A 25965-nucleotide genomic window follows, 5' to 3' on the forward strand; every position below is an offset into this window, starting at 1 on the left:
GTTCAGCCGGGAGGACTTCAGCCGGCCGGGACCTCGTCCCGCTCCGCTGCGGCCTTGCGTGCGTCCAGCCGCTGCTTCACCACGGCGACCACCAGCACCACGGCCGCGACCAGCAGCGACAGCAGCATCGTGTTCCGCCCGTTGTGCTCGGTGTCGGTCAGCATGTAGCCGATCACGAACACGATCAGCCCCATGCTCGCCCAGGTCAGGTACGGGTAGAGCCACATCCGCACGATCAGCTTCTCCGGCGCCTCCCGCTGGATGATCTTGCGCATCCGCAGCTGCGAGACGCAGATCACCAGCCACACGAACAGCGCGACCGCACCGGAGGAGTTGACCAGGAACAGGAAGACCGAGTCGGGGTACTCGTAGTTGAAGAACACGGCGACGAAGCCGAACACCACGGACACCAGGATCGCCGTCCGCGGCACGCCGCGCTCGGTGGTCCGGGCGAACGCCTTGGGCGCGTCGCCGCGCTCACCGAGCGAGAAGGCCATCCGGGAGGCCGTGTAGAGACCGGAGTTGAGGCAGGACAGCACCGAGGTCAGCACGATGAAGTTCATGATCTGACCGGCGTGCGGGATGCCCAGGGTGTCCAGCGCGGCCACGTAGGAGCCGTTCTCGGCGATGGACTCGCTGTTCCACGGCAGCAGGCAGACCACCACGAAGATGGAGCCCAGGTAGAAGACGCCGATACGCCAGATGATGCTGTTGGTGGCCTTGGTGACCGCCCGCCGGGGGTCCTCGGCCTCACCGGCCGCGAGGGTGGCGATCTCGCTGCCCATGAAGGAGAAGACGACCAGCAGGATGCCGGTGAGGATCGCACCGGGCCCGTTGGGCAGGAAGCCGCCGTGCTCGGTGAGGTTGGACAGACCCGCCTGCTCGCTGTCGACGCCGGGCAGCAGGCCGAAGACGGCCAGCCCGCCGATGAGGATGAACGCGCTGATGGCGACGACCTTGATGCCGGCGAACCAGAACTCGAACTCGCCGTAGGAGCCCACGGACGCCAGGTTGGTGGCGGTGAGCACCACCATCACGAGCAGGGCCCAGACCCACTGGGGCACGGCCGGAATCCAGCCTTCGAGGATCTCGGCACCGGCGGTCGCCTCCACCGCCAGCACGACCACCCAGAAGAACCAGTACAGCCAGCCGATGGAGAACCCGGCCCAGGGGCCGAGCGCCCGGTCGGCGTGCGCCGAGAAGGAACCGGAGGTCGGGTGGGCCGCGGACATCTCGCCCAGCATGCGCATCACCAGCACCACGAGCGTGCCGACGAGGGCGTACGAGAGCAGGATTCCGGGTCCGGCGGTCGCGATGGCGGACTTGGATCCGACGAACAGGCCGGCGCCGATGACACCACCGATGGCGATCATCGACAGATGACGGTTCTTGAGTCCGGCCTGCAGTCCGGTGCCGCCGGGGTCGCCGGGGCCGGACGGAGAGCTTCCGGGCTTGGTCAGGGTCGGCTGCGAGGTCATGGAACGGACTTTCTTTGCGCCGGGTAGCTGTAGCTCGCTCGCACAGATCGGTGTACGAGCTGGACCAGTGAAACGGAGGGTTGCGCGCTGGAAAACCTTCGAAAGCAAATCGTTACTTGAGGTTTTCATGAGGTTCTGAGATTCTTCTCACATTTCCCGGGGTCAGCACCCCGCGCGCCTGCCCGGTAAGCCGCATGTCACACTCGGACCATGCGCGTGTACCTCGGCTCGGACCATGCCGGCTACGAACTCAAGAACCACCTCGTCCAGTGGCTGAAGGAAGCGGGGCACGACCCCGTCGACTGCGGCCCCCACATCTACGACGCCCAGGACGACTACCCGCCGTTCTGCCTGCGTGCCGCCGAGCGGACCGCCGAGGACCCCGGCGCCCTCGGCATCGTGATCGGCGGTTCGGGCAACGGCGAGCAGATCGCCGCCAACAAGGTGAAGGGCGTCCGGGCCGCGCTCGCCTGGAGCGAGGAGACGGCGGCGCTGGGCCGCCAGCACAACAACGCCAACGTGGTCGCGATCGGCGCGCGCATGCACTCGCAGGACGAGGCCACAAAGTTCGTGGAGACCTTCCTCAACACCCCGTTCTCCGAGGACGAGCGGCACGTCCGCCGCATCGGGATGCTCTCCGCCTACGAGACCACCGGCGACCTTCCCCCGATCCCGGCCCACCACCCCCAGCAGTAACCGCTTGGCCGCCCGCACCGGGGACGGGACGGGCCGGCCCGCACACGGAGCAGCAGGGGCAGTGCGCCCGTGCCGTACGCCGGCGCGGGCAGCCCGGCCGAGGACGCAGGAGAAGGGGACGAAGGGGACGAAGGGGACGAAGGGGACCATGCCCGAAGGGCACACCATCCACCGGCTGGCCAAGGACTACGCCGCCGCCTTCGCGACCGGCGCCCCGCTCCGCGTCACCAGTCCCCAGGGCAAGTTCTCCGACGCCGCCGCCCTCCTCGACGGCACCCCGCTGCACACCACCGACGCCCACGGCAAGCACCTCTTCCTCGGCTTCCGCGACGCCGACTGGATCCACATCCACCTCGGCCTGTTCGGCAAGGTCACCTTCGGCCCGGCCCCCGCGCCGCCGCCCACGGACACCGTCCGCCTCCGCCTCGCCCACGACGGCGCGTACGTGGATCTGCGCGGCCCCACCACCTGCGCCCTGATCACCGGCGGCGAGAAGCAGGCGATACACGACCGGCTCGGCCCCGATCCGCTCCGCCCGGACGCCGACCCGGCCGCCGCCTACCGCCGCATCAGCCGCAGCCGCACCACCATCGCCGCCCTGCTGATGGACCAGAAGGTCATCGCCGGCGTCGGCAACGTCTACCGCGCCGAGGTCCTGTTCCGGCACCGCATCGACCCCTACCGCCCCGGCCGCGACATCACCCCCGCCGAATGGGACGCGCTGTGGACGGACTTGGTGGAGCTGATGCACGAGGGCGTGCGCCGGAACCGCATCGACACCGTGCGCCCCGAGCACACCCCGGAGGCGATGGGCCGCCCGCCCCGCGTCGACGACCACGGCGGCGAGGTGTACGTCTACCGGCGTGCGAACCAGCCCTGCCATCTGTGCGGCGAGCCGATCCGCACCGCAGACCTGGCCGCCCGCAACCTCTTCTGGTGCCCCAACTGCCAGCGCGGCGCCTGACCCTGCACACTCCAGCCCCGAACGGCAACCGGCCCGGCGCGCTCTCAGTCCCCGAACGGCAGCCGGCCCGGCGCGCTCTCAGTCCCCGAACGGCAGCCGGCCCGGCGCGCTCTCAGTCCCCGAACGGCAGCCGGCCCGGCGCGCTCTCAGTACCCGAACGGCAGCCGGCCCGGCGCGCTCTCAGTCCCCGAACGGCAGCCGGCCCGGCGCGCTCTCAGTCCCCGAACGGCAGCCGGCCCGGCGCGCCCTCAGAAGCCGAACGGCAGCCAGGGAGCCACGCCGCCCGCCCCGAAGGCGACGGCCGCCTGGGCAAGCGCCCCGCGCCGCAGTTCGCGCACCCGCCCGGCCGCCGCCAGCGCCGCGAGGCTCACCCCGCCCAGATAGGCGGCGCCCAACTCGCGTACGGACAGGGCGAGATCGGCCGGATCGGCGGTCCGCTCACAGGTCGCGCCCCCGGCGTCCCCGCTCAGCCGCCAACGCCCGCTGTTCCAGGGGCAGAAGGCGTCCTCCACCTCCAACACCACGTCCAGCGGCACCTGGTAGGTCCGCCGCGACAGCGCGGCCCCCACCTCCATCGGCCGCAGATACAGCGAGTCCCGCAGCGCCGGGCGGCACCGCCGGATGTCGGACACCAGGTACTGCCACGCCTCGTCCACCGGCCGCCGCCGCGCCACCAGCGTCGAGGTCAGATCGATGCCGAACAGGAATTGCCACAGCGCCGCGTCCGCCGCCGGATCAAGCGCCGCCAGATCCTCCAGCGTCACCGTGCCCTGATGCCCGCCCGGCCCCAACTCCGGCTTCACCCGGAACCGCGCGTACCCCACCGTCTCGCCGTCCCGCCGGGCGGCGACGCACTGCAGCGGAGAGGCACCGCCCCGGTCGCTCTCCGGGTCCACCAGCGGCAGCCGCTCCCAGCCGGCCGGCGCCGTCAGCATGCCGGGCCGCAGCGGTACCAGCTGGTCGTACACCGCCTGGCACTCCTTGGCGACCTCGGCCGGCGGCGCGTACCGCACCACTACGTCGTCCGTGCCGTCCGGCGCCGACAGCGTCACCAGAGACGTGTCGATCTCGGCGTCCAGCTGGAAGGCCGCCGCTCCGTACCCGAACCGGCCGTAGATCGCCGGCTCGGACGCGGTCAGCACCGCAAGCGGCTCGCCCCAGGACCGTATGTCGTCCAACTGCCGTCGCATCATGGACGTCAGCACCCCGCGCCGCCGGTGCGTGGCGGCCACGCTCACCATCGTCACGCCCGCAGCCGGCACCGAGGCGCCGCCCGGTACCGTCACTCGGAAGGAGAACGCCCCCGCCGTCCCCACACACTCGTCCCCGTCCCATACGCCGAGGGAACGGCCGAACTCGGTCAGGGAGTTCCACAGTTCCCGTTCCTCGTCGGATTCCGGAACTCCGCCGAAGGCACGTATCAGCGTTCCGTACCACTTGTCCCAGTCGTCCGGGGTGAGTACCCGGAGTCCGGTCGCCGGGGCCGTGCGCTCATTCACCATGAGCCATGCCTATCAGGGCAATGCGGGACGAGCGAGGGAATTTCTCCCGAGCGGCCACGAGACGGCATCCCGTGAAGTTCACTGTGATGTCGGTCCCCGGACGGGGGACAAGGCGGACCTCCCGTGCCAAGCGGCCGGTCCCACGGATAGGGTCCCGAACTAATGGCACCGAGACGACAGCGGCGCGCGGAAGCCGACACGTTCACGGCCCGGTTGAAGAAGCAGTGGCACCGGGCCCGCGTCGGCGTGCGCAGAGCGGCCGTCGACTACTTCCGCGGGGACGGCTCGGACTGGATCGCGCTGGCCGGTCTCTTCCTCACCATCCCGCTGATCATGGCGGGCACGCTCGTCAACTCGGTCTGGTTCTCCCCGGCGGCGCTGGTGCTGCCGATCGTGGCCGGCGGGCTGCTGCTGCGCCCGGCCAGCCTGCTCGGCCTGTACGCGGCGGCGGCCACCGCGCTCATCGTGGAGTCGGTCCATCTCGGCCCGTACACCGAGGGCACCTCACGGGTCACCCCGGGTGTGGTCCTTGTGGTGGCCGCCTGCGGCTTCTTCGGGCTGCTCGTCGCTCAGTTCCGCAGCCGGGTCGGCGTGCCCTGGCGGCGCGGCGGCACCATGCTGTTCGACCTGCGCGAACGCATCCGGGTGCAGAGCAAACTGCCCAAACTGCCCTCCGGATGGCACCACGAGATGGCCCTGCGCCCGGCGGGCGGCCAGTCCTTCTCGGGCGACTTCGTGGTCGCGGCCCGCACCAACGGCGGGCGCACCCTGGAGGTCGTGCTGACCGACGTCTCGGGCAAGGGCATGGACGCGGGCTCCCGCGCCCTGCTGCTCTCCGGCGCCTTCGGCGGACTGCTCGGCAGCCTGCCCCCGCACGCCTTCCTGCCCGCCGCCAACGGCTACTTGCTGCGCCAGGAGTGGGAGGAGGGCTTCGCCACCTCCATCCACCTCGTCCTCGACCTCGACTCCGGCGACTACGAGCTGTACTCCGCGGGCCACCCGCCGGGCCTCCAGCTCAGCGCGGGCAGCGGCCGCTGGGAGGAGAAGGCCGCCGAGGGCCCCCTGCTCGGCGTGTACGACGGCGCCCAGTTCGACCCGGTGAAGGGCTCCCTGCGCCCCGGTGACGTGCTGATGCTGTTCACCGACGGGCTGGTGGAGACGGCCGACCGGGACATCGTCGAGGGCATCGACCGGCTCACCGGGGAGGCCGACCGCTATGTCGCCGGCGGCTTCCACGGCGCCGCCTGGCATCTGATCGAGTCGGTCGCCAAGGACGTCAACGACGACCGTGCCCTGCTGCTGATCTGCCGCGAGGGCCCCACCGCCACCCGCTGAGCCGTGCCGCCGGGCACACTGGAGCGGTGAGCGACACACCCATGACCCTGGCCGAGGCCGAGGCCACCGCCCGCGCCGCCCACTCGGGCCAGACCGACAAGGCCGGGCGCCCGTACGAGGAGCATCTGCGGGCCGTCGCCGAGGGCGTACGGGCGCGCGGCGGCGACGAGGAGCAGATCGCCGCGGCCTGGCTGCACGACGCCGTCGAGGACGACAAGCTCTCCCTGACGTGGCTGGAGCAGGCCCCGCTGACCCGGCGCACCAAGGACATCGTCCTCGCGGTCACCAAGCGGCCGGCCGAGCCGCCCGAGGCGTACGCGGCCCGCATCCTCGCCACGCCGGGCGCGCTGCTGGTGAAGGAGGCCGACCTGGCGCACAACGCCGACCCCGAGCGCCTGGCCGTGCTGGACGAGCCCACCAGAACGAGACTGGCCGAGAAGTACACGCGGATGCGCACACTTCTCGGCCTGGTCGCGGGGGAGACCCGGTAGGGCTGCCCGGGCTTCGCTCAGACGGAGACCTTCTCGCGGGACCGGGCGGCCTCGGAGCGCTTCTCGCGCTCCCGTGCCTCCGCTATGACGTCCGGCCGGAAGGCCCACTCCATCCGTGGTTCCACCACCCATCGCAGCGCCTGCCGCACGGGCTTGGTGCACAGCAGGGTGATGCCGACGGCACCGACCACGGTCAGCACGATCTCGCCCAGCGGCGTGTCCAGTACGGGCGCCTTGAACCAGCCCTGGTAGGTGCCGGTCTTCACCACGAAGCCGTGCAGCAGGAAGCCGTAGATCGTCCCGGCGCCCAGCGAGGTGAACCACATGCGCCGGCCGGGGACCCAGGCCAGGAAGCAGGCGGTCAGCACCAGCGAGCAGCCGAACAGCGCCAGCATCATCACCGGCCCGGTCCACCACGGGGCGCCCGAGTCCTGCGCCGGGGAGTCGCGGTAGAACCAGCCGGTGGACATGCGGGGCACCGACCACCAGGCGACGGCCAGCGCCGCCGCCATCACCGGCAGCGAGGCGATCCGCGCCGAGCGGCGGCGCACCAGGCAGAAGTGCTCCGGCCGCAGCACCAGACCCAGCACGAAGCACGGCAGGAACTGCAGCACGCGCTGCATGTCCAGGTCGTTGGCGATCGACGGCGTCATGGACGCCAGCGCCCCGAGGGCGATGGCGACCGGCAGGGGGTAGCGGATCGTCTTCCAGATGGGCGTGGTCAGGCGCCAGATGAACAGCGCGCACAGGAACCACAGCAGATAGGTGGCGTCGAGCAGGCTGAGGTCGTGGCCGGGGTCGTTGTCCACGACCCGCTTGTGCAGCGTGTAGGCCACCTCGAAGACGAGGTACGGCACGACGACGGTGGCGATCAGCCGCTTCACGCGCTTGGGACTCATGTCGAAGCTGCGCGAGAAGTAGCCGGAGATGATGATGAAAGCCGGCATGTGGAACGTGTACACGAACCGGTAGAGCGCCTCCACCGTCCGGTTGTCGTCCAGGATCTGGCCCCAGGCGTGGCCCACACCGACCAGCACGATCGCCAGGTACTTGGCGTTGTCGAAGAAGGCGTCGCGCTGCTTGCCGGTGGACCCGGAGGACCCGGAGGACCTGGGGGACTCGGAGCGGTTGGCGGAGCCCGCGCTCGGGGTATGCGGGCCCGTGCCTCCGGCCGCCGGTGCGTGTGCCGGGGGAAGCGGCGTTCTGCGGTTGCCGTACGGTCGCAGCGAGTTCGTCACAGGCCCTCCCACAGCGCACCGGGGGAGAGGTTCACAGAGCTCGCTGCGCTTGCGGGGGACGAGGCAGCGTGGAACATCTGAGGCACCCTAGCGTTGTCTCCGGCTATTCGTAAAACGCCCGACGTCATTACTGGTTATTCGGTCCGGGTACCCCCGATGGAGGAAACTCGGCCTCGCGGTCCTAGTGATGGCCAACACATCCGATGCTTAAGGGGAGTGCGTGCCCGAACCGCCCGACTGGCGCCCTGCATGTCGTGATTCATCCGGATTAAGCCATGCATAAGACCGGCGGGTGACTCCGACGGAATGTCCACTTCCGTCGCCTTGGCGCCCTGTGTCGCCGGTCTGTTGAGAAGGCCGTGCGGGCAATTCGAAATGCCTGCGGACGCGTTGTGTGGGTATGGAAACGATCCGGTTGAATTCCCTGCTCGGGCGGTACCTCGAATTCCCGTGCGAGACACCGGTGTTGTGGCGTACGGTGCCGCGTGCGCGCGGGCGTGCGCGGTCCTGAGGGGCGGGGCTCCCCGTCCGCCGCCGGGTACCCCGGCTGAACGATGTGTCACCTGCGGCATGACGCGGGCAGGTTGGTGGCACGATGGTTCTGGCGGGGTGCGCGGGGGTCGCGCCCCCGGGCCGGGAGAGCGGACCGACCGAGGGTGTGATCAGTTGTGGCCATTTCACTGTCTGTGGTGCTGCTGTTGGCGATCATCCTTGTGGTGCTCCTGAGAGGCGGCTCCATCAAGGCGGGCCCCGCGATCGTCGCGGTCCTCTTCGGCTTCTTCCTCGCCTCCACCGGCATGGCCGACGACATCCAGCGCTTCCTGAACTCGATAGCCGAGACGATCAACTCGATCCAGTTCTAGGAGGGCGCCCGTCCCAGTTCCAGGGGGGCGCTCGCCCCAGCCCGGTGATCAAGGTCCCGGGCCGGCGGGACGGAGCTGGGACCCGGGCGCGGTGCGGCTGGGGCCGGAGAGCGCGGCCGGTGAAACGATCAGGGCGAGGCCCTGGGGCCGAGAGCGATCAAGGCGACGCCTGGAGCGGCCGGCGAAACGATCAATGCCACCGGAGCCGGAAACGACCAGGGCCGACCGGAGGAAGTGATCCTCCGGCCGGCCCTGAGCCGTACAGAGCGGGCGACGGGAATCGAACCCGCGTAGCTAGTTTGGAAGACTAGGGCTCTACCATTGAGCTACGCCCGCAGGGTGCACCGCAGGCCGTACCGGCCGCAGTACTGACAGGCATCGTAGCGGGTCAGGGCACCTCGATGCACACCCGTTGCCCGCCCCGCCGGCGACACCGCAGCGCGCCCCTCAAATCCTGCCGTCGCACCGCCGGGCGGCATGTACCCTACGTGTCGCACCAGACGGGGTGTGGCGCAGCTTGGTAGCGCGTCCGCTTTGGGAGCGGAAGGCCGTGGGTTCAAATCCCGCCACCCCGACCACCCATCCGGTCACCCTCGGTGATCAGCCAGCGGTCACTTGCCGGTGATCGCCTTTTGGGCGCCGTAGTCGCTGCCGTTACTATGCAAGCTGCACGCCCGTGTGTCTCAGGTCTGAAGTCCTCCGGGCGGCGCATCCGCCGGACCGCTCTGGTACCGGCAGAAACCGAGAAGTCAGCCACAAGGAGACCGAACCGTGAAGAGCGCCGTGGAGACCCTGAACCCGACCCGGGTTCGGCTCACTGTCGAGGTGCCCTTCGAGGAGCTCAAGGACAGCCTCGACGCGGCGTACAAGAAGATCAACCAGCAGGTCACGGTGAAGGGCTTCCGCAAGGGCAAGGTCCCGGCCCGGGTCATCGACCAGCGCTTCGGCCGCGGTGCGGTCCTGGAGGAGGCCGTCAACGACGCTCTCCCGAAGTTCTACACCGACGCCGTGAACCAGGCCCAGCTGAGCCCGCTGGGTCAGCCCGAGGTCGACATCACGGAGCTGAAGGACGGCGAGACGCTGAACTTCACCGCCGAGGTCGACGTGCGCCCCTCCATCGAGATCCCGGACTACTCCGGCATCGAGGTCGAGGTCGACGCCGTCGAGGTCACCGACGAGGACGTCGACAAGTCGGTCGAGCAGCTCCGTGAGCGTTTCGCCTCCACCACCCCGGTCGAGCGCGCCGCCGAGGACGGCGACGTGGTCACCATCGACCTGGAGGCCAAGGTCGAGGGCAAGGTCCTCGAGGACGGCGTCGCCAAGGACGTCTCCTACACCATCGGCTCCGGCGAGCTGCTCGACGGCATCGACGACGCCGTCAAGGGCCTGTCCGCCGGTGAGGAGGCCACCTTCACCTCCGAGCTGAAGGGCGGCTCCGCGGCCGGCAAGGAGGCCGAGGTCACCGTCAGGGTCACCCAGGTCGCCAAGCGGGAACTGCCCGAGCTGGACGACGAGTTCGCGCAGCTGGCCTCCGAGTTCGACACCCTCGAGGAGCTCCGGGCCGACAGCCGCAAGCGCCTGGAGAACATGAAGCAGTACGACCAGGCCACGCAGGCCCAGGAGCGCGTCCTGGAGAAGCTGCTCGAGCTGGTCGAGGTCCCGGTCCCCGAGAAGCTGCTCGAGGACGAGATCAACACCCGTAAGCACAACCTCGAGCACCACCAGCTCGGCCAGATGGGTCTCACCCTCGACAAGTACCTGGAGATCCAGGGCAAGACCGCCGAGGAGTTCGAGAACGAGACCCGCGAGGCCGCGATCAAGGGCATCAAGACCCAGTTCGTGCTCGACGAGCTCGTCAAGCAGGAGAAGCTCAGCGTCAACCAGGAGGAGCTCACCGAGCACCTCATGCGGCGTGCGGCCTCCTCCGGCATGTCCCCCGACCAGTTCGCCCAGGCCGTCGTCGAGCAGGGCCAGGTCCCGCTGCTCGTCGGCGAGGTCGCCCGCGGCAAGGCGCTGGCCGTCGTGGTCGAGAAGGCCACGGTGAGGGACACCAACGGCGAGATCGTCGACCTGGACGACGAGGAGGAGCCGGCGGAGGCCGAGGCGGAGACCGTCGAGTCCGCCGAGTCGGCCGAGTCCGCCGAGTCGGCCGAGTCCGCCGAGTCCGCTGAGTCCGGCGAGTCCGCGGAGTCCGGTGGGGACAAGGCCGAGGAGAAGTCCGAGGGCTGAGCCCCGGCTTCCGCAAGATCACAGGAAGGGCCCCGGGGCGAACCCCCCGGGGCCCTTCCCGCACCAGCGAGGGCAGTCGCAGGTACGCGGGGACCGGCGCCGACCGGACGCGCGCGACCCGTACCTGCCGGCGACCGGAACCACACGGGCCGCTACGCCCCCGGCGAACACCCACAGAACCGGGATGGCACCGCCCACCCTGAGCGTTAGGGTCCTTGAATACGGGGCCCAGCACCCACCGGCGGCCGAGCTGCCGGAGGCCCCCCGCAGGGAACACGTGAGACGGCCCGGCGCCGTCGTAAGACGAGCAGGTGGATACGTGACGAATCTGATGCCCTCCGCCGCCGGCGAGCCCTCCATCGGTGGTGGCCTCGGCGACCAGGTCTACAGCCGGCTGCTCAACGAGCGGATCATCTTCCTCGGCCAGCCGGTCGACGACGACATTGCGAACAGGATCACCGCGCAGCTGCTGCTCCTTGCCGCCGACCCCGACAAGGACATCTACCTCTACATCAACAGCCCCGGCGGCTCCATCACGGCCGGCATGGCGATCTACGACACCATGCAGTACATCAAGAACGACGTGGTGACGATCGCCATGGGCCTGGCCGCCTCCATGGGCCAGTTCCTGCTGAGCGCCGGCACCCCCGGCAAGCGGTTCGCGCTGCCGAACGCCGAGATCCTGATCCACCAGCCCTCCGCCGGCCTGGCAGGCTCGGCCTCGGACATCAAGATCCACGCCGAGCGGCTGCTGCACACCAAGAAGCGCATGGCCGAGCTCACGGCCCAGCACACCGGTCAGACGGTGGAGCAGATCATCCGTGACTCCGACCGTGACCGCTGGTTCGACGCCTTCGAGGCCAAGGAGTACGGCCTCATCGACGATGTGATCGCCACGGCCGCCGGCATGCCGGGCGGCGGCGGCACCGGGGCCTGATCGCCCCATCAGCTCCGCTCGCCGACCGCCTCAGCCTTTACCAGGAGACACCGTGAACGACTTCCCCGGCCGCGGCCTGTACGACCGCATGGACGCCGTGCAGGACATGCGCGCATCCCAGTCCCGGTACACCGGCCCGATGGCCGAGTCCCGTTACGTCATCCCCCGCTTCGTCGAGCGCACCTCCCAGGGCATCCGCGAGTACGACCCGTACGCGAAGCTCTTCGAGGAGCGCGTGATCTTCCTCGGCGTCCAGATCGACGACGCCTCCGCCAACGACGTCATGGCGCAGCTGCTGTGCCTGGAGTCGATGGACCCCGACCGTGACATCTCGGTCTACATCAACAGCCCCGGTGGCTCCTTCACCGCGCTGACGGCGATCTACGACACCATGCAGTACGTCAAGCCGGACATCCAGACGGTCTGCATGGGCCAGGCCGCCTCGGCCGCCGCCGTGCTGCTGGCCGCCGGCACGCCCGGCAAGCGCATGGCCCTGCCGAACGCCCGCGTGCTGATCCACCAGCCGTACAGCGAGACGGGCCGCGGCCAGGTGTCCGACCTGGAAATCGCCGCCAACGAGATCCTGCGGATGCGCTCGCAGCTGGAGGAGATGCTGGCCAAGCACTCCACCCAGCCGCTGGAGAAGATCCGCGAGGACATCGAGCGCGACAAGATCCTCACGGCCGAGGACGCGCTGCAGTACGGCCTGATCGACCAGATCATCACCACCCGCAAGATGGACAACGCCAGCCTGCGCTGACGCACGAGGCTGAGACGTCTGCCGCCCCTTGGCACGGTTTGGCCCGGTTCACGTCAAAGCGAACCGCGCCAAGGGGGGCCCGAACGGGGGGCCCGGCAAGGTACCGTCGGACATAAGGCAGCACCAGGAGCCGCTGGACGTTGACGTCCAGGCGTCTCCCAGGCGAAGGGGAAGCACACCGTGGCACGCATCGGTGACGGCGGCGATCTGCTCAAGTGCTCGTTCTGCGGGAAGAGCCAGAAGCAGGTCAAGAAGCTCATCGCAGGGCCCGGTGTGTACATCTGCGACGAGTGCATCGATCTCTGCAACGAGATCATCGAGGAGGAGCTCGCCGAGACCAGCGAGGTGCGCTGGGAGGAGCTTCCCAAGCCCCGTGAGATCTACGAGTTCCTCGAGAGCTATGTGGTCGGCCAGGAGGCGGCGAAGAAGGCCCTCTCCGTCGCGGTGTACAACCACTACAAGCGGGTCCAGGCCGGCGAGAACGGCGGGGCGAACGGCCGCGACGACGGTATCGAGCTCGCCAAGTCCAACATCCTGCTGCTCGGCCCCACCGGCTCCGGCAAGACCCTGCTCGCCCAGACCCTCGCCCGCATGCTGAACGTCCCGTTCGCCATCGCCGACGCGACGGCGCTGACCGAGGCGGGCTACGTCGGCGAGGACGTCGAGAACATCCTGCTCAAGCTGATCCAGGCGGCCGACTACGACGTGAAGAAGGCCGAGACCGGGATCATCTACATCGACGAGATCGACAAGGTCGCCCGCAAGAGCGAGAACCCGTCGATCACCCGCGACGTCTCCGGCGAGGGCGTCCAGCAGGCCCTGCTGAAGATCCTGGAGGGCACCACCGCCTCCGTCCCGCCGCAGGGCGGCCGCAAGCACCCGCACCAGGAGTTCATCCAGATCGACACGACGAACGTGCTGTTCATCGTGGGCGGTGCCTTCGCCGGCCTGGAGAAGATCATCGAGGGCCGGGCGGGCGCCAAGGGCATCGGCTTCGGCGCCGACATCCGCTCCAAGCGGGAGCTGGAGTCCAAGGACCAGTTCGAGGACGTCATGCCGGAGGACCTGGTCAAGTTCGGCATGATCCCCGAGTTCATCGGCCGCCTGCCGGTCATCACCTCGGTCCACAACCTGGACCGCGAGGCGCTGCTGAAGATCCTGGTCGAGCCGCGCAACGCGCTGGTGAAGCAGTACCAGCGCCTCTTCGAACTCGACGGCGTGGAGCTGGACTTCGAACGCGAGGCCCTCGAGGCCATCGCCGACCAGGCCATCCTCCGCCAGACCGGCGCCCGCGGCCTGCGCGCCATCATGGAGGAGGTCCTCCAGGGCGTGATGTACGAGGTCCCGTCCCGCAAGGACGTGGCCCGCGTCGTCATCACCGCCGACGTCGTCCTCTCCAACGTCAACCCCACCCTCATCCCCCGCGACGCCCGCGGCCGTGGGCCGGGGGAGCAGAAGACGGCGTAGCCGTCCCCCGGGCACAGAAAGGCGCCCCGGCCGCTAGGCCGGGGCGCCCTTCTCGTTCCTGTTCCCGCTAGTTGACCGGGACGCGTACGTCCTTGCGGAGGTCGGCGGTGACCTTGGCCGAGGTGTCGAGGTCCACGCCCTTGCCGCCGGCGGCGGGCACGGCCATGCCGATCGTGCTGTAGTCGGCCCAGAGGCACACGTACTGAGTGTCCGTCTGACCGGTCTGCTTGTTCTCGCCCTTGGCCTTCTGGCACTTCATGACGGCACCCTCGAGGCCGTCCGGCTCCACGCTCTCCGCGTCACCGACGAACTCGAGGTCCTTGGCGGTGCTCTTCTTCATGCCGTTGAGGGCGTCGTCGAGCGCCTGCTCGGGGTCCTTCACCTTGCCGTAGAGACCCACGAACGTCACGGCCTTGGAGGCAGCCACCTTGGTCGGGTCCTCGAGGGCCGAGGGGTCGTTGATGTCGAGCGTCGAGAACAGCGCCCTGACGGCCTTGGCGTCGCTGATGCCGCTCTTGGCGAGTTCCTTGACGTCGCTCGACGAGGCGTCCTCCGGCGGCTGGTTCGGGCCGATCCGCTTGTAGTCGGTGAGCACCGTCTCCGGCGTCGTCAGCTTGTGCGGACCGTCGTCCTTCAGACCGCTCGCGCCGCCGCCGCTGCCGCCGAGGACGAAGTACGCGCCCACGCCGATCGCCGCCACGACCGCCACCGCGCCGATGATGATGCCCGCCTTCTTGCCGCCGCCCCCGCTCGGGGCGGGAGGCTGGCCGTACGGGGCCTGGCCGTAGGGCGGCTGCTGCGGCGGGACACCGGGCTGGCCCGGCTGCTGGGGGTAGCCGTAACCCGGCTGTCCCGGCGGCGGGGCCTGCTGGGGGTAGCCGTAGCCGGGCTGCGGAGCCTGCGGCTGCTGGCCGTAAGGACCCGGCTGGCCGTACGGTCCGGGCTGCTGGGGCTGCCCGCCGTACGGGCCCGGCTGGTTGTAGCTCATTCCTGGGTTCCCCTCCAGATGCTTATGTGTCGCTCACATCCTGTCGCAGACGTGATGTGTTCAGGCCAGCGGGTACCGCACCGTTACAAAGGAAACGCGTTTCGGGACTGGGCCGTGACACCCGTAAACTCATGCCCGTGACCGAGAACACTCAGCAGCCAGAGACAGCGCCCACCACCGAACTGCCGACCCAGTACGCGCCGGCCGACGTAGAGGGGCCCCTGTACGAGCGCTGGGTAGAACGCGGTTACTTCGAGGCCGACGAGCACAGTGACAAGCCGCCGTACACCATCGTCATCCCGCCGCCGAACGTCACCGGCAGCCTGCACCTGGGCCACGCCTTCGAGCACACCCTCATCGACGCCCTGACCCGCCGCAAGCGCATGCAGGGCTACGAGACGCTGTGGCAGCCCGGCATGGACCACGCCGGCATCGCCACCCAGAACGTCGTCGAGCGGGAGCTCGCCAAGGAGGGCAAGTCCCGGCACGACCTGGGCCGTGAGGCCTTCGTCGAGCGGGTCTGGCGGTGGAAGGCCGAGTCCGGCGGGCAGATCTCCGGCCAGATGCGCCGCCTCGGCGACGGCGTCGCCTGGTCCCGTGAGCGCTTCACCATGGACGAGGGCCTGTCCAAGGCCGTCCAGACCATCTTCAAGCGGCTCTACGACGACGGGCTGATCTACCGCGCCGAGCGCATCATCAACTGGTGCCCGCGCTGCCTGACCGCGATCTCCGACATCGAGGTCGAGTACCAGGACGACGACGGCGAGCTCGTCTCCATCCGCTACGGCGACGGCGACGACTCCATCGTCGTGGCCACCACCCGCGCCGAGACGATGCTCGGCGACACCGCCGTCGCGGTCCACCCCGAGGACGACCGCTACCGGCACCTCGTCGGCCGGGAGATCGAGCTGCCGCTCACCGGCCGCCGCATCCCCGTCGTCGCCGACGAGCACGTCGACCCGCAGTTCGGCACGGGTGCCGTCAAGGTCACCCCGGCCCACGACCCGAACGACTTCGAGATCGGCCAGCGGCACGACCTGCCCGCCATCGCCGTGATGGACGAGCACGCCGTCATCACCGCGCACGGCCCCTTCCAGGGCCTGGACCGCCTCGAGGCCCGTTCCGCCATCGTCGCCGCGCTGCGCGCCGAGGGCCGGATCGTCGCCGAGAAGCGCCCGTACGTCCACTCCGTCGGCCACTGCTCGCGCTGCAAGACCACCATCGAGCCGCGCCTGTCCATGCAGTGGTGGGTCAAGGTCGGCCCGCTCGCCAAGGCCGCCGGTGACGCGGTCCGCGACGGCCGGGTCAAGATCCATCCGCAGGAGATGGAGAAGCGCTACTTCGACTGGGTCGACAACCTGCACGACTGGTGCATCTCGCGGCAGTTGTGGTGGGGCCACCGCATCCCGGTCTGGTACGGCCCGGACGGCGAGGTCGTCTGCGTCGGCCCCGACGAGGAGCCGCCCAGCGGCGAGGGCTGGCACCAGGAGACCGACGTCCTGGACACCTGGTTCTCCTCCGGCCTGTGGCCCTTCTCCACCCTCGGCTGGCCCGAGGAGACCGACTCGCTCAAGAAGTTCTATCCGAACTCCGTCCTGGTCACCGGCTACGACATCCTCTTCTTCTGGGTCGCCCGGATGATGATGTTCGGCCTGTACGCGATGGACGGCACCCCGCCGTTCCACACCATCGCCCTGCACGGCATGGTCCGCGACCAGTACGGCAAGAAGATGTCGAAGTCCTTCGGCAACGCGGTCAACCCGCTGGACTGGATGGACAAGTACGGCTCCGACGCCCTCCGCTTCACCCTGGCCCGCGGCGCCAACCCCGGTGTCGACGTCCCGATCGGCGAGGACTGGGTCCAGGGCTCGCGCAACTTCGCCAACAAGATCTGGAACGCGACCCGCTTCGCGCTGATGAACGGCGCGACGGTCGAGGGGCCGCTGCCGGACCCGTCGAAGATGTCGCCGACGGACCGCTGGATCCTCTCCCGGCTGAACTCCGTCGTCGCCGAGGTCGACGCGTACTACGACGACTTCCAGTTCGCCAAGCTGTCGGACGCGCTGTTCCACTTCGCCTGGGACGAGGTCTTCGACTGGTACGTCGAGCTGTCCAAGACGACGTTCCAGGCGGGCGGCGAGCCGGCCGAGGTCAGCAAGCGCGTCCTGGGCGAGGTCCTGGACGTCATGCTCCGGCTGCTCCACCCGGTCGTCCCGTTCGTCACCGAGGCGCTGTGGACCGCGCTCACCGGCGGCGAGTCCGTCGTGATCGCCGACTGGCCGAAGGACAGCGGCTTCCGTGACCCCGAGGCCGAGCGGGAGATCGCCACGCTCCAGTCGGTGATCACCGAGGTCCGCCGCTTCCGCGCCGACCAGGGCCTCCAGCCCGGCCAGCGGGTCCCGGCCCGCCTGTCCCTGGAGGGCTCGCCGCTGGCCCGGCACGAGGCGGCCATCCGCCAGCTGCTGCGCCTGCAGCCGGAGGGCGACTCCTTCACGCCGACCGCGACCCTCCCGGTCGAGGGCGTCGAGGTCGCGCTGGACCTCTCCGGTGTGATCGACGTGGCCGCCGAGCGCAAGCGCCTCGCCAAGGACCTGGCCGCCGCCGAGAAGGAGAAGTCCCAGGCCACGGCCAAGCTCAGCAACGAGGCGTTCCTGTCCAAGGCGCCGGAGCACGTGGTCGAGAAGATCCGCACCCGCCTGGCCAAGGCCGAGGAGGACATCACCCGCATCCAGGCCCAGCTGGAACGCCTCCCGCAGGCGTAAACGCCTACGCAGGCAGGTCCAAGGGGCCCCGGCGCCGTACTGGCACCGGGGCCCATTGCGTGCGGGCGGCCGGGTCCTCGGTGGCCTTTGGTGCGCAGGGCGCGGGGCGTTTCGTCCTCACACAGGGGACCAGGATCCGGGGTGTGCGGGTCGGCGGAATCTCTCGTGGAGGGCGCCGGGTCCTTGGCGCGCCGGGGCCGGGCCCCCCGGGGGCGCCGGGTCTCCGGCGTGCGGTGTCTGCTGGCCCCGCCCGCGCGGGGACGCCGGGCTATGTGCCCAACGGGCAGCCGTGCCCCCGACCGGGCGGGCGGCGAGCCCTCCCCTGGGGGGCCGTTGGCCCGCCGGGCCGCAGGTGAGCGGCCGCCTCCGAGGCGGGCCGGGGGAGGGCAGGGCCGCACGTAGACTGGGGGCCGTGAGTGACAGCGACCCCTTTGAAGAGATCGTCGCGGCGGAGACCGACCGCGACCCCGATCTCGCCGTCATCGAGGCCGGCAGCCGCACCCTGCGCACCCAGAGCGGCCCGCCTCGGGCGGACATCCCCGCGCGCCCGGAGGACCCCGAGGTCGACAAGGCCCTGCGCGAGGTCGAGGGGGAGCTGGCCACCCGCTGGGGCGAGACCAAGCTCGAGCCCTCCGTCAGCCGCATCACCGCCCTGATGGACGTGCTGGGCGAGCCGCAGCGCTCGTACCCCTCCATCCACATCACCGGCACCAACGGCAAGACCTCCACCGCCCGCATGATCGAGGCCCTGCTCGGCGCCTTCGAGCTGCGCACCGGCCGGTACACCTCGCCCCATGTGCAGTCGGTCACCGAGCGCATCAGCCTGGACGGCGCGCCGATCTCCGCCGAGCGGTTCATCGAGACCTACCGGGACATCCAGCCGTACGTCGAGATGGTCGACTCCCAGCAGGAGTACCGGCTGTCGTTCTTCGAGGTGCTCACCGGCATGGCGTACGCCGCCTTCGCCGACGCGCCGGTCGACGTCGCGGTCGTCGAGGTCGGCATGGGCGGCAGCTGGGACGCCACGAACGTGATCGACGGGAACGTCGCCGTCGTCATGCCGATCGAGCTCGACCACACCGACCGGCTCGGCACCACCCCCGCCGAGATCGCCACGGAGAAGGCCGGCGTCATCAAGCAGGGCGCGACCGTGATCATGGCCCAGCAGCCGGTGGAGGCGGCCCAGGTGCTGCTGAAGAAGGCCGTCGAGGTGGACGCGACCGTGGCCCGCGAGGGCCTGGAGTTCGGGGTCGTCTCCCGGCAGGTCGCCGTCGGCGGCCAGCTGCTCACCCTGCGCGGGCTTGGCGGCGAGTACCCCGAGGTGTTCCTGCCGCTGCACGGCGCCCACCAGGCGCACAACGCGGCCGTGGCGCTCGCCGCCGTGGAGGCCTTCTTCGGCGTCGGCGCCCAGCGCGCCGAACCGCTCGACATCGACACCGTGCGCAACGCCTTCGCCGCCGTCGCCTCGCCGGGCCGGCTGGAGGTCGTACGGCGCTCGCCGACCGTCGTGCTGGACGCCGCGCACAACCCGGCGGGCGCGCGGGCGGCCGCCGAGGCGCTGGGGGAGGCGTTCCAGTTCAGCCGGCTCATCGGCGTCGTCGGCGCGAGCGGCGACAAGAACGTCCGGGGCATGCTGGAGGCCTTCGAGCCGGTCTTCGCGGAGATCGTCGTCACCCAGAACTCCAGCCACCGCGCGATGGACGCCGACGAACTGGCGGGCATCGCCGTCGAGGTGTTCGGGGAGGACCGCGTGCAGGTCGAGCCCCGGCTGCCGGACGCGCTGGACGCGGCGGTCACGCTGGCCGAGGAGGAGGGCGAGTTCGCCGGCGGCGGAGTGCTCGTCACCGGTTCGGTCATCACGGTCGGCGAGGCCCGGCTGCTCCTGGGGAGGGGCTGACCCACGATGCGTACGCTCTGTTCGTCCACGCTGATCGGCGAGTTCTTCGTGATCGGATTCGCCGGGCTGGTCGCGATGAAGGACCCGGACCTCGCCACGGGCACGGTGTGGACCGTGTGCGGCATCGCGATGTTCCTGTCCGTCGTGCTGTGCGGCATGGTCACCAGGCCCGGCGGGGTGGCGCTCGGCTGGGCGCTGCAGATCGCCCTGATCGCCTCCGGCTTCTTCGTCCCCTTCATGTACTTCATGGGCGTCCTGTTCGCCGCCCTGTGGTGGGCCTCGGTGCATTTCGGCCGAAAGGTGGACGAGGCGAAAGCCCGCTTCGCCGCGGAGGCCGAGCAGGCTGACGCTGTGTGACGCCCCTGAGGGCCCGCCCGGTAACCTCATCGAACCGCACATACTTGCTGCACATAAGGAGCTCAGCCGTGACCCAGCGCACCCTCGTCCTCCTCAAGCCCGACGCTGTCCGTCGCGGCCTGACCGGCGAGATCATCAGCCGTATCGAGCGCAAGGCCGGCTGGCAGATCACCGCGCTGGAGCTGCGCACCCTGGACCAGGACACGCTGGAGCAGCACTACGGCGAGCACAAGGGCAAGCCCTTCTACGAGCCGCTGGTGGAGTTCATGTCCTCCGGCCCGGTCGTGGCCATGATCGTCGAGGGCGAGCGGGTCATCGAGGGCATGCGCCAGCTGGCCGGTCCGACCGACCCGATCGCCGCCGCGCCCGGCTCCATCCGCGGCGACTACGGCGTCATCGTCCGGGAGAACCTGATCCACGCCTCGGACTCCGAGGAGTCCGCCGAGCGCGAGGTGAAGATCTTCTTCCCGGGCCGCGCGTGAGGACGCGCACGTGCGCCGGCATGCCGCTCGCGGGGTCCCGGGCGCCGCGTCCGGCGGGCGCCGCATAACGATCTCGTCGCGGGCCGGTGAGGTCCGTTCCCGCACGTCTCGGAGGGTCTGGGGGCTTTGCCCGCGGACCTTCCTGGCATATGCACGGCGTTCGGGGGAACGCATGCCCCCGATGGACCGTCTCCACAAGCAGCCGAAGACGCCATCTGATGACAATGGCGAAGACCCTCGCGCAGTGTTCGCGAAGGCGCGTCTACGATGGAAGCCTTCACGTCACCGCACCCAACTCGCCGACCTGAAAAGCCCTCAAAAGCTCGTGGGAAGGCCAGACGAATCCTGATGGGGAACTCAATGTCGTTCATCGGCCGTGACATGGCTGTCGACCTCGGGACCGCCAACACGCTGGTGTACGTGAGGGGTCGCGGAATCGTACTCAACGAGCCGTCCGTCGTCGCGATCAACACCAACACCGGTGGCATCCTCGCGGTCGGCGCCGAAGCGAAGAAGATGATCGGGCGCACGCCCGGCAACATCGTTGCCGTGCGTCCTCTGAAGGACGGTGTCATCGCCGACTTCGAAATCACCGAGCGGATGCTCCGCTACTTCATCCTGAAGATCCATAAGCGGCGGTATCTGGCTCGCCCACGGGTCGTCGTCTGTGTGCCCTCGGGCATCACCGGCGTCGAGCGCCGTGCCGTCATCGAGGCGTCGTCCCAGGCCGGCGCCCGGCAGGTGCACATCATCGAGGAGCCCATGGCGGCGGCCATCGGCTCCGGGCTGCCGGTCCACGAGGCCACCGGCAACATGGTGGTGGACATCGGCGGCGGCACCACGGAGGTCGCGGTCATCTCCCTCGGCGGCATCGTCACCGCCCAGTCCATCCGGGTCGCGGGCGACGAGCTGGACAACGCCATCATCCAGCACGTCAAGAAGGAGTACTCGCTGCTGCTGGGTGAGCGGACGGCCGAACAGATCAAGATCACGATCGGTTCGGCGTACGACCTCGACTCCGACGAGCACACCGAAATCCGGGGCCGGGACCTCGTGTCCGGGCTGCCCAAGACCGTCGTCATCTCGGCCGCCGAAGTCAGAAAGGCCATCGAGGAACCCGTCAACGCCATCGTGGACGCCGTCAAGACGACCCTCGACAAGTGCCCGCCGGAGCTGTCCGGCGACATCATGGACCGGGGGATCGTGCTGACCGGCGGCGGCGCGCTGCTGCGCGGCCTGGACGAGCGGCTGCGCCGGGAGACGGGCATGCCCATCCACATCGCCGAGGACCCGCTGGACAGCGTGGCGCTCGGGTCCGGCAAGTGCGTCGAGGAGTTCGAGGCACTGCAGCAGGTGCTCGACGCCCAGCCGCGCAGATGACACAACGTTTCGATTCCGCCGTACGGGACGATCACCCCTCGTACGGCGGATCGTTGATATAGAGACATAAGCTCATCTCAACCACCGTTCCCGACACCCGCCTACGACGAGGAAGGCACGGCCGCCGCACGTGAGGGACACGAAAGAGAGCCGGCTGCTCCTGGTGCTGCTGATCGCCATCGCGTTCGCACTGATCACGGTGGACATCCGCGGCGGAGAGGATTCACCGGTCGACGGTGCCCGGCATGCCGCCGCATCCGTCTTCGGCCCCATCGAGAACGGGGTGTCCAGCGCGGTCGACCCCATCGGCAACGCCGTCTCCGCCGTCCGCGAGTCCGGTGACCGGCACGACCGGCTCGCCGAACTGGAGCGGGAGAACGCCGCGCTCAAGGCCGAGCTCGGCAGCGACGACCGCGACCGCAGCCGCCTCAAGCAGCTCGACAAGCTGCTCGGAGTCGCCGGCAAGGGCCAGTACGGCATCAAGGGCGCCCAGGTCATCGCCATTGGAGCGGCCCAGGGCTTCTCCTGGACCATCACCATCGACGTCGGCGCCAACGACGGCATCGAACGCGACATGACCGTCATCAACGGCGACGGACTCGTCGGCCGGGTCACCACCGTCGGCCCCAACACCGCCACCGTGCTGCTCGCCAGCGACCCCGACTTCACCGTCGGCACCCGCATGGAGGGCAGCGACGAACTCGGCTTCGCCTCCGGCCAGGGCGACCGTCCGCTGCGCGTCGAACTGCTCAACGGCAAGGCCGAGGTCAAGAAGGGCGACCGCCTGGTCACCTTCGGCTCGCAGGCCGACAAGCCGTTCGTGCCCGGCGTGCCCGTCGGCATCGTCTCCCGCGTCGACCCCTCCGGCGGAGACCTGACCCGCACCCTCTACGTCACCCCGTACGTCAGCTTCAGCAAGCTCGACGTCGTCGGGGTCGTCGTCCAGGCCCCCGAGAAGGACCCGCGGGACACGGTGCTGCCCAAGAAGCCCAAGCCGGCCCCCACACCGACCGTGACGGTGACCGTCACCCCGTCCGCCCCCGCCGACGGCCAGCCCGAGCAGTAGGAGCTGCACCATGCGCGTCAACCGGATCCTGCTGTCCAGCTCACTGATCGTCGTCGCCCTGGTCGTCCAGGTCACCGTGCTCGCCCGGCTCCAGCTCCCGGGCGCCGTGCCCGACCTGCTGCTGCTCACCGTCCTCGGCCTCGCCCTGGTCTACGGCCACGTCGGCGGCGCCTTCGTCGGCTTCTTCGCCGGACTCCTCGCCGACCTCGCCCCGCCCGCCGACCACGCCGCCGGCCGCTACGCCCTCGTGCTGTGCGTCATCGGCTACCTCGCCGGGCTCGTCAAGCCCGAGACCGGCCAGGTGAAGTCCGCCTCCGGCCCGATGGCCGTGGTGGTCGCCGCCGCGCTCGGCTCCACCCTGCTCTACGCCGGGGTCGGCGCCCTGGTCGGCGACACCGCCGCCCGCCATGTGGGCCTCGGCAGCCTGCTGTTCACCGCCGCCCTCTACGACCTGCTGCTGGCCCCGTTCGTGGTCCCCGGCGTCATGGCACTCGCCCGGCGCGCCGAGAACGACCCCCTCGCCGACACCAGCTCCACCAAGGCCGGCGACATCTCCTCCGGCTGGCTGGCCGGCGGCACCGGACTGCGCATCGGCGGCCAGCGCGGCAACGGCCTGCGGGCCAGGGCCGCCCGGTCCCGGGTCGCCCGCGCCGGACGCATCAAGGGGGTCAAGCGCCTGTGACCTCGGCGAAGTTCACCCGGACGGGTGAGCGGGGCTGGAACCCCGCCGCACGGCCGGGCCGTTCATCACTCGTACGCGGCCGCCCACGCGTGCGAACACGAGCGCGGGACGGGCGGCCCGCGGTGGCACGAGCGACCAGGACTTCGAGAGGGGGACGCACCAGGTGACCAACATTCCCGAGACCGGCCGCAGCCCACGCGTGCAGATCCGGCTCATCGTCATCCAGGTCCTCGTCCTCTCCCTGCTCGGCACCCTCGGCGGCCGCCTGTGGTACCTCCAGATCCGCGAGGGCGACCAGTACGCCAAGGAGGCCTCCGGCAACCACGTCCAGCAGGTCGTCCAGCCCGCCGTGCGCGGCTCCATCCTCGACGCCCGCGGAGTGCCCCTCGCGGACAACGAGACCCGGCTCGTCGTCTCCGCCTCCCGCACCGAGCTGATGAAGATGAAGGACGACGGCAAGGCGGTCCTCACCAAGCTCGCCAAGGTCCTCGGCATGACCCCCAAGGAGGTCATGGAGAAGGTCCGGCTGTGCGACGCCAAGACCCCCCAGCCCTGCTGGAACGGCTCGCCCTACCAGCCCATCCCCATCACCGACGAGGCCACCCCCAGGCAGGCCCTGCAGATCCGCGAACGCGCCGAGGACTTCCCCGGCATCACCGCCGAACCGCAGGCCGTGCGCCGCTACCCGTCACCCGGCAAGGCCAACACCGCCCAGGTCCTCGGCTACCTCTCGCCCGTCACCGACGAGGAGATCAAGGAAGCCCAGGACACCGACTCGCCCTACCTGCGCTCCGACATGGTCGGCCGCTCCGGACTCGAGCGGCAGTACGACAAGCAGCTGCGCGGCAAGGCCGGCGTCACCCGCTACGAGGTCGACAACCTCGGCCGCGTCCTCGGCAAGTCCCAGTCCGACCCGGCCGAGCCCGGCGCCAACCTCGTCACCAGCATCGACGCCCGCGTCCAGCGCGTCGCCGAGTACCAGCTCAACTGGGCGATGAAGGAAGCGCGCAAGGTCCACGACCGCAACACCGGCACCAACTACAAGGCCGACTCCGGCGCCGTCGTGGTGATGGAGGCCAAGACCGGTCGCATCGTCGCCATGGCGTCCAACCCCACCTACGACCCCAACGCCTGGGTCGGCGGCATCTCCGCCAAGGACTACGCCAAGCTCACCGGCAAGAAGAGCAACTACCCGCTGCTCAACCGCGCCATCCAGGGCCAGTCCGCCCCCGGCTCCGTCTTCAAGGTCATCCCGACCGCGGCGGCCGTCAGGGCCGGCTACTCCTTCGAGGGCCCCTACAACTGCTCCAGCTCGTACTCCATCGGCGGCCAGGTCTTCAAGAACTTCGAGTCCCAGAGCCACGGCCCGATCAGCCTCGGCCGCGCCCTCGAGGTCTCCTGCGACACCGTCTTCTACCGCCTCTCCCACGAGGAGTGGAAGCGCGACGGCGGCAACAAGCCGAAGAAGCACCCCAACGACTGGTTCTACAAGACCGCGCACGAGTTCGGCCTCGGCAAGGAGACCGGCATCGACCTGCCCAACGAGGTCACCGGCCGCGTCCCCGACCGCCAGTGGAAGAAGGACTACTGGAAGGCCAACAAGGACGCCTGGTGCAAGACCGGCAAGAAGAACGGCAGCTACGCCGAGCGCATCGCCTACGAGAACTGCCTCGAAGGCAACCGGCTGCGCGCCGGTGACTCCGTCAACTACTCCATCGGCCAGGGCGACACCCTCGTCACCCCCATCCAGATGGCCACCATCTACGCCGCCCTCTCCAACGGCGGCACCCTGTACGACCCCACCATCGGCAAGGCCGTCATCAGCCCCGACGGCAGGACCGTCACCGAGATCAAGCCCAAGGCCCACGGCAAGCTGCCGGTGACCAAGAAGACCCTCAAGGCCATCGACAACGCCCTCGAGGGCGTCGCCACCCGCGGTACGGCTGCCTGGCGCTTCGGCGGCTGGCCGCAGGACAAGATCCCGATGCACGCCAAGACCGGTACGGCCGAGGTCTACGGCAAGCAGACCACCTCCTGGTTCACCACCTACACCGAGGACTACGCGATCGTCATGACGATCTCCCAGGGTGGTACCGGCTCCGGCGCCTCGGGTCCCGCCGTGCGCAACATCTACAACGCGCTCTACGGCGTCACCGAGGACGGCAAGATCGACAAGAAGAAGGCGCTGCTGCCCAAGCCGCAGAAGAGCCTGCCCAAGATCAAGGCGGACGGCACCATCAAGTCCCCCAAGATGCCCAAGGACCCCGCCAAGTCCGCCGGCCCCTCGCCCGACGCCTCGGCCAACCCACCCGAGGACGACCAGGGCGACCCCGCCGACCAGCAAGGGGCCACCGTCCCCTCACCCGAGGCAAGCAACCGCGACACCCGCCG

General features: G+C 69.8%; 21 protein-coding genes and 2 tRNA genes. 18 read left to right on the forward strand and 5 right to left on the reverse strand.

Features of this window, described 5'->3' with window-relative positions; genetic code table 11:
- Positions 1–17: 17 nt before the first annotated feature.
- Complete coding sequence (locus tag ABD207_RS02850; protein WP_344009781.1) at positions 18–1478, reverse strand: amino acid permease; 1461 nt, start codon at positions 1476–1478, stop codon at positions 18–20.
- A 210-nt stretch (positions 1479–1688) separates the two neighbouring features.
- Between ABD207_RS02850 and ABD207_RS02855 the strand changes: the two genes are divergently transcribed.
- Both ABD207_RS02855 and ABD207_RS02860 read left to right on the forward strand, forming a co-directional pair.
- Entirely contained in the window at positions 1689–2174 is a 486-nt protein-coding gene (locus tag ABD207_RS02855) for a ribose-5-phosphate isomerase (protein WP_344002375.1), read from the forward strand.
- Between the two features lie 148 nt (positions 2175–2322).
- Complete coding sequence (locus ABD207_RS02860) at positions 2323–3138, forward strand: Fpg/Nei family DNA glycosylase (RefSeq protein WP_344009782.1); 816 nt, start codon at positions 2323–2325, stop codon at positions 3136–3138.
- A gap of 248 nt (positions 3139–3386) precedes the next feature.
- On the opposite strand, the gene ABD207_RS02865 is transcribed toward ABD207_RS02860, so the two are convergent.
- Positions 3387–4640 (reverse strand): GNAT family N-acetyltransferase, encoded by a 1254-nt coding sequence (locus ABD207_RS02865; protein ID WP_344009784.1) that lies wholly within the window; start codon positions 4638–4640, stop codon positions 3387–3389.
- A gap of 162 nt (positions 4641–4802) precedes the next feature.
- Between ABD207_RS02865 and ABD207_RS02870 the strand changes: the two genes are divergently transcribed.
- Together ABD207_RS02870 and ABD207_RS02875 are read left to right on the forward strand one after the other, a co-directional pair.
- A complete protein-coding gene (locus ABD207_RS02870; protein ID WP_344009786.1) occupies positions 4803–5975 on the forward strand; it encodes a SpoIIE family protein phosphatase in 1173 nt (390 codons plus the stop codon).
- Positions 5976–6016: 41 nt separating this feature from the next.
- Positions 6017–6466 carry an HD domain-containing protein gene (locus ABD207_RS02875; RefSeq protein ID WP_344009825.1) on the forward strand — a complete coding sequence of 150 codons (450 nt, stop codon included), beginning with the start codon at positions 6017–6019 and terminating at the stop codon, positions 6464–6466.
- A 17-nt stretch (positions 6467–6483) separates the two neighbouring features.
- On the opposite strand, the gene ABD207_RS02880 is transcribed toward ABD207_RS02875, so the two are convergent.
- A complete protein-coding gene (locus ABD207_RS02880) occupies positions 6484–7704 on the reverse strand; it encodes an acyltransferase family protein (RefSeq protein ID WP_344009788.1) in 1221 nt (406 codons plus the stop codon).
- A 668-nt stretch (positions 7705–8372) separates the two neighbouring features.
- On the opposite strand from ABD207_RS02880, the gene ABD207_RS02885 reads away from it, so the two are divergent.
- Positions 8373–8567 (forward strand): hypothetical protein, encoded by a 195-nt coding sequence (locus tag ABD207_RS02885; protein ID WP_123999966.1) that lies wholly within the window; start codon positions 8373–8375, stop codon positions 8565–8567.
- Between the two features lie 265 nt (positions 8568–8832).
- Here ABD207_RS02885 and ABD207_RS02890 read toward each other — a convergent pair.
- Positions 8833–8903: transfer RNA gene (locus ABD207_RS02890), tRNA-Gly, on the reverse strand.
- Between the two features lie 165 nt (positions 8904–9068).
- On the opposite strand from ABD207_RS02890, the gene ABD207_RS02895 reads away from it, so the two are divergent.
- The 5 genes from ABD207_RS02895 (at position 9069) to clpX (ending at position 13960) form a co-directional block, all read left to right on the forward strand.
- A tRNA-Pro gene (locus ABD207_RS02895) sits at positions 9069–9145 on the forward strand.
- A gap of 193 nt (positions 9146–9338) precedes the next feature.
- Positions 9339–10796, forward strand: coding sequence for a trigger factor (tig, locus tag ABD207_RS02900; RefSeq protein WP_344009789.1), 1458 nt, complete (start codon positions 9339–9341; stop codon positions 10794–10796).
- Between the two features lie 331 nt (positions 10797–11127).
- Complete coding sequence (locus ABD207_RS02905) at positions 11128–11733, forward strand: ATP-dependent Clp protease proteolytic subunit (protein ID WP_167998166.1); 606 nt, start codon at positions 11128–11130, stop codon at positions 11731–11733.
- Between the two features lie 52 nt (positions 11734–11785).
- Positions 11786–12493: an ATP-dependent Clp protease proteolytic subunit gene (locus ABD207_RS02910; protein WP_344002391.1), complete on the forward strand. Its 708-nt coding sequence runs from the start codon at positions 11786–11788 to the stop codon at positions 12491–12493.
- Between the two features lie 180 nt (positions 12494–12673).
- A complete protein-coding gene (gene clpX / locus ABD207_RS02915) occupies positions 12674–13960 on the forward strand; it encodes an ATP-dependent Clp protease ATP-binding subunit ClpX (protein ID WP_344009790.1) in 1287 nt (428 codons plus the stop codon).
- Positions 13961–14027: 67 nt separating this feature from the next.
- Here clpX and ABD207_RS02920 read toward each other — a convergent pair whose 3' ends face one another.
- On the reverse strand, positions 14028–14948 hold the full coding sequence (locus ABD207_RS02920) for a hypothetical protein (protein WP_344009791.1): 921 nt from the start codon (positions 14946–14948) through the stop codon (positions 14028–14030).
- A gap of 137 nt (positions 14949–15085) precedes the next feature.
- On the opposite strand from ABD207_RS02920, the gene ABD207_RS02925 reads away from it, so the two are divergent.
- From ABD207_RS02925 to mrdA, 8 genes are all read left to right on the forward strand, one after another.
- Positions 15086–17710, forward strand: a complete 2625-nt coding sequence (locus tag ABD207_RS02925) for a valine--tRNA ligase (RefSeq protein ID WP_344009792.1) — start codon at positions 15086–15088, stop codon at positions 17708–17710.
- Positions 17711–18122: 412 nt separating this feature from the next.
- Positions 18123–19607, forward strand: a complete 1485-nt coding sequence (folC, locus tag ABD207_RS02930; protein ID WP_344009793.1) for a bifunctional tetrahydrofolate synthase/dihydrofolate synthase — start codon at positions 18123–18125, stop codon at positions 19605–19607.
- Positions 19608–19613: 6 nt separating this feature from the next.
- Positions 19614–19964 (forward strand): DUF4233 domain-containing protein, encoded by a 351-nt coding sequence (locus ABD207_RS02935; RefSeq protein WP_344009794.1) that lies wholly within the window; start codon positions 19614–19616, stop codon positions 19962–19964.
- Between the two features lie 68 nt (positions 19965–20032).
- Complete coding sequence (ndk, locus tag ABD207_RS02940) at positions 20033–20446, forward strand: nucleoside-diphosphate kinase (RefSeq protein WP_167998148.1); 414 nt, start codon at positions 20033–20035, stop codon at positions 20444–20446.
- A 360-nt stretch (positions 20447–20806) separates the two neighbouring features.
- Positions 20807–21826, forward strand: a complete 1020-nt coding sequence (locus tag ABD207_RS02945; protein WP_030381728.1) for a rod shape-determining protein — start codon at positions 20807–20809, stop codon at positions 21824–21826.
- A gap of 130 nt (positions 21827–21956) precedes the next feature.
- Positions 21957–22892 carry a rod shape-determining protein MreC gene (gene mreC / locus ABD207_RS02950; RefSeq protein ID WP_344009797.1) on the forward strand — a complete coding sequence of 312 codons (936 nt, stop codon included), beginning with the start codon at positions 21957–21959 and terminating at the stop codon, positions 22890–22892.
- Positions 22893–22902: 10 nt separating this feature from the next.
- Positions 22903–23574: a rod shape-determining protein MreD gene (mreD, locus tag ABD207_RS02955; protein ID WP_344009799.1), complete on the forward strand. Its 672-nt coding sequence runs from the start codon at positions 22903–22905 to the stop codon at positions 23572–23574.
- Positions 23575–23737: 163 nt separating this feature from the next.
- The coding region (gene mrdA, locus ABD207_RS02960; protein ID WP_344009800.1) for a penicillin-binding protein 2 at positions 23738–25965 on the forward strand (2228 nt) is incomplete at its 3' end.

The sequence above is a fragment of the Streptomyces thermospinosisporus genome (assembly GCF_039526425.1).
Lineage (GTDB): Bacteria > Actinomycetota > Actinomycetes > Streptomycetales > Streptomycetaceae > Streptomyces > Streptomyces thermocarboxydovorans.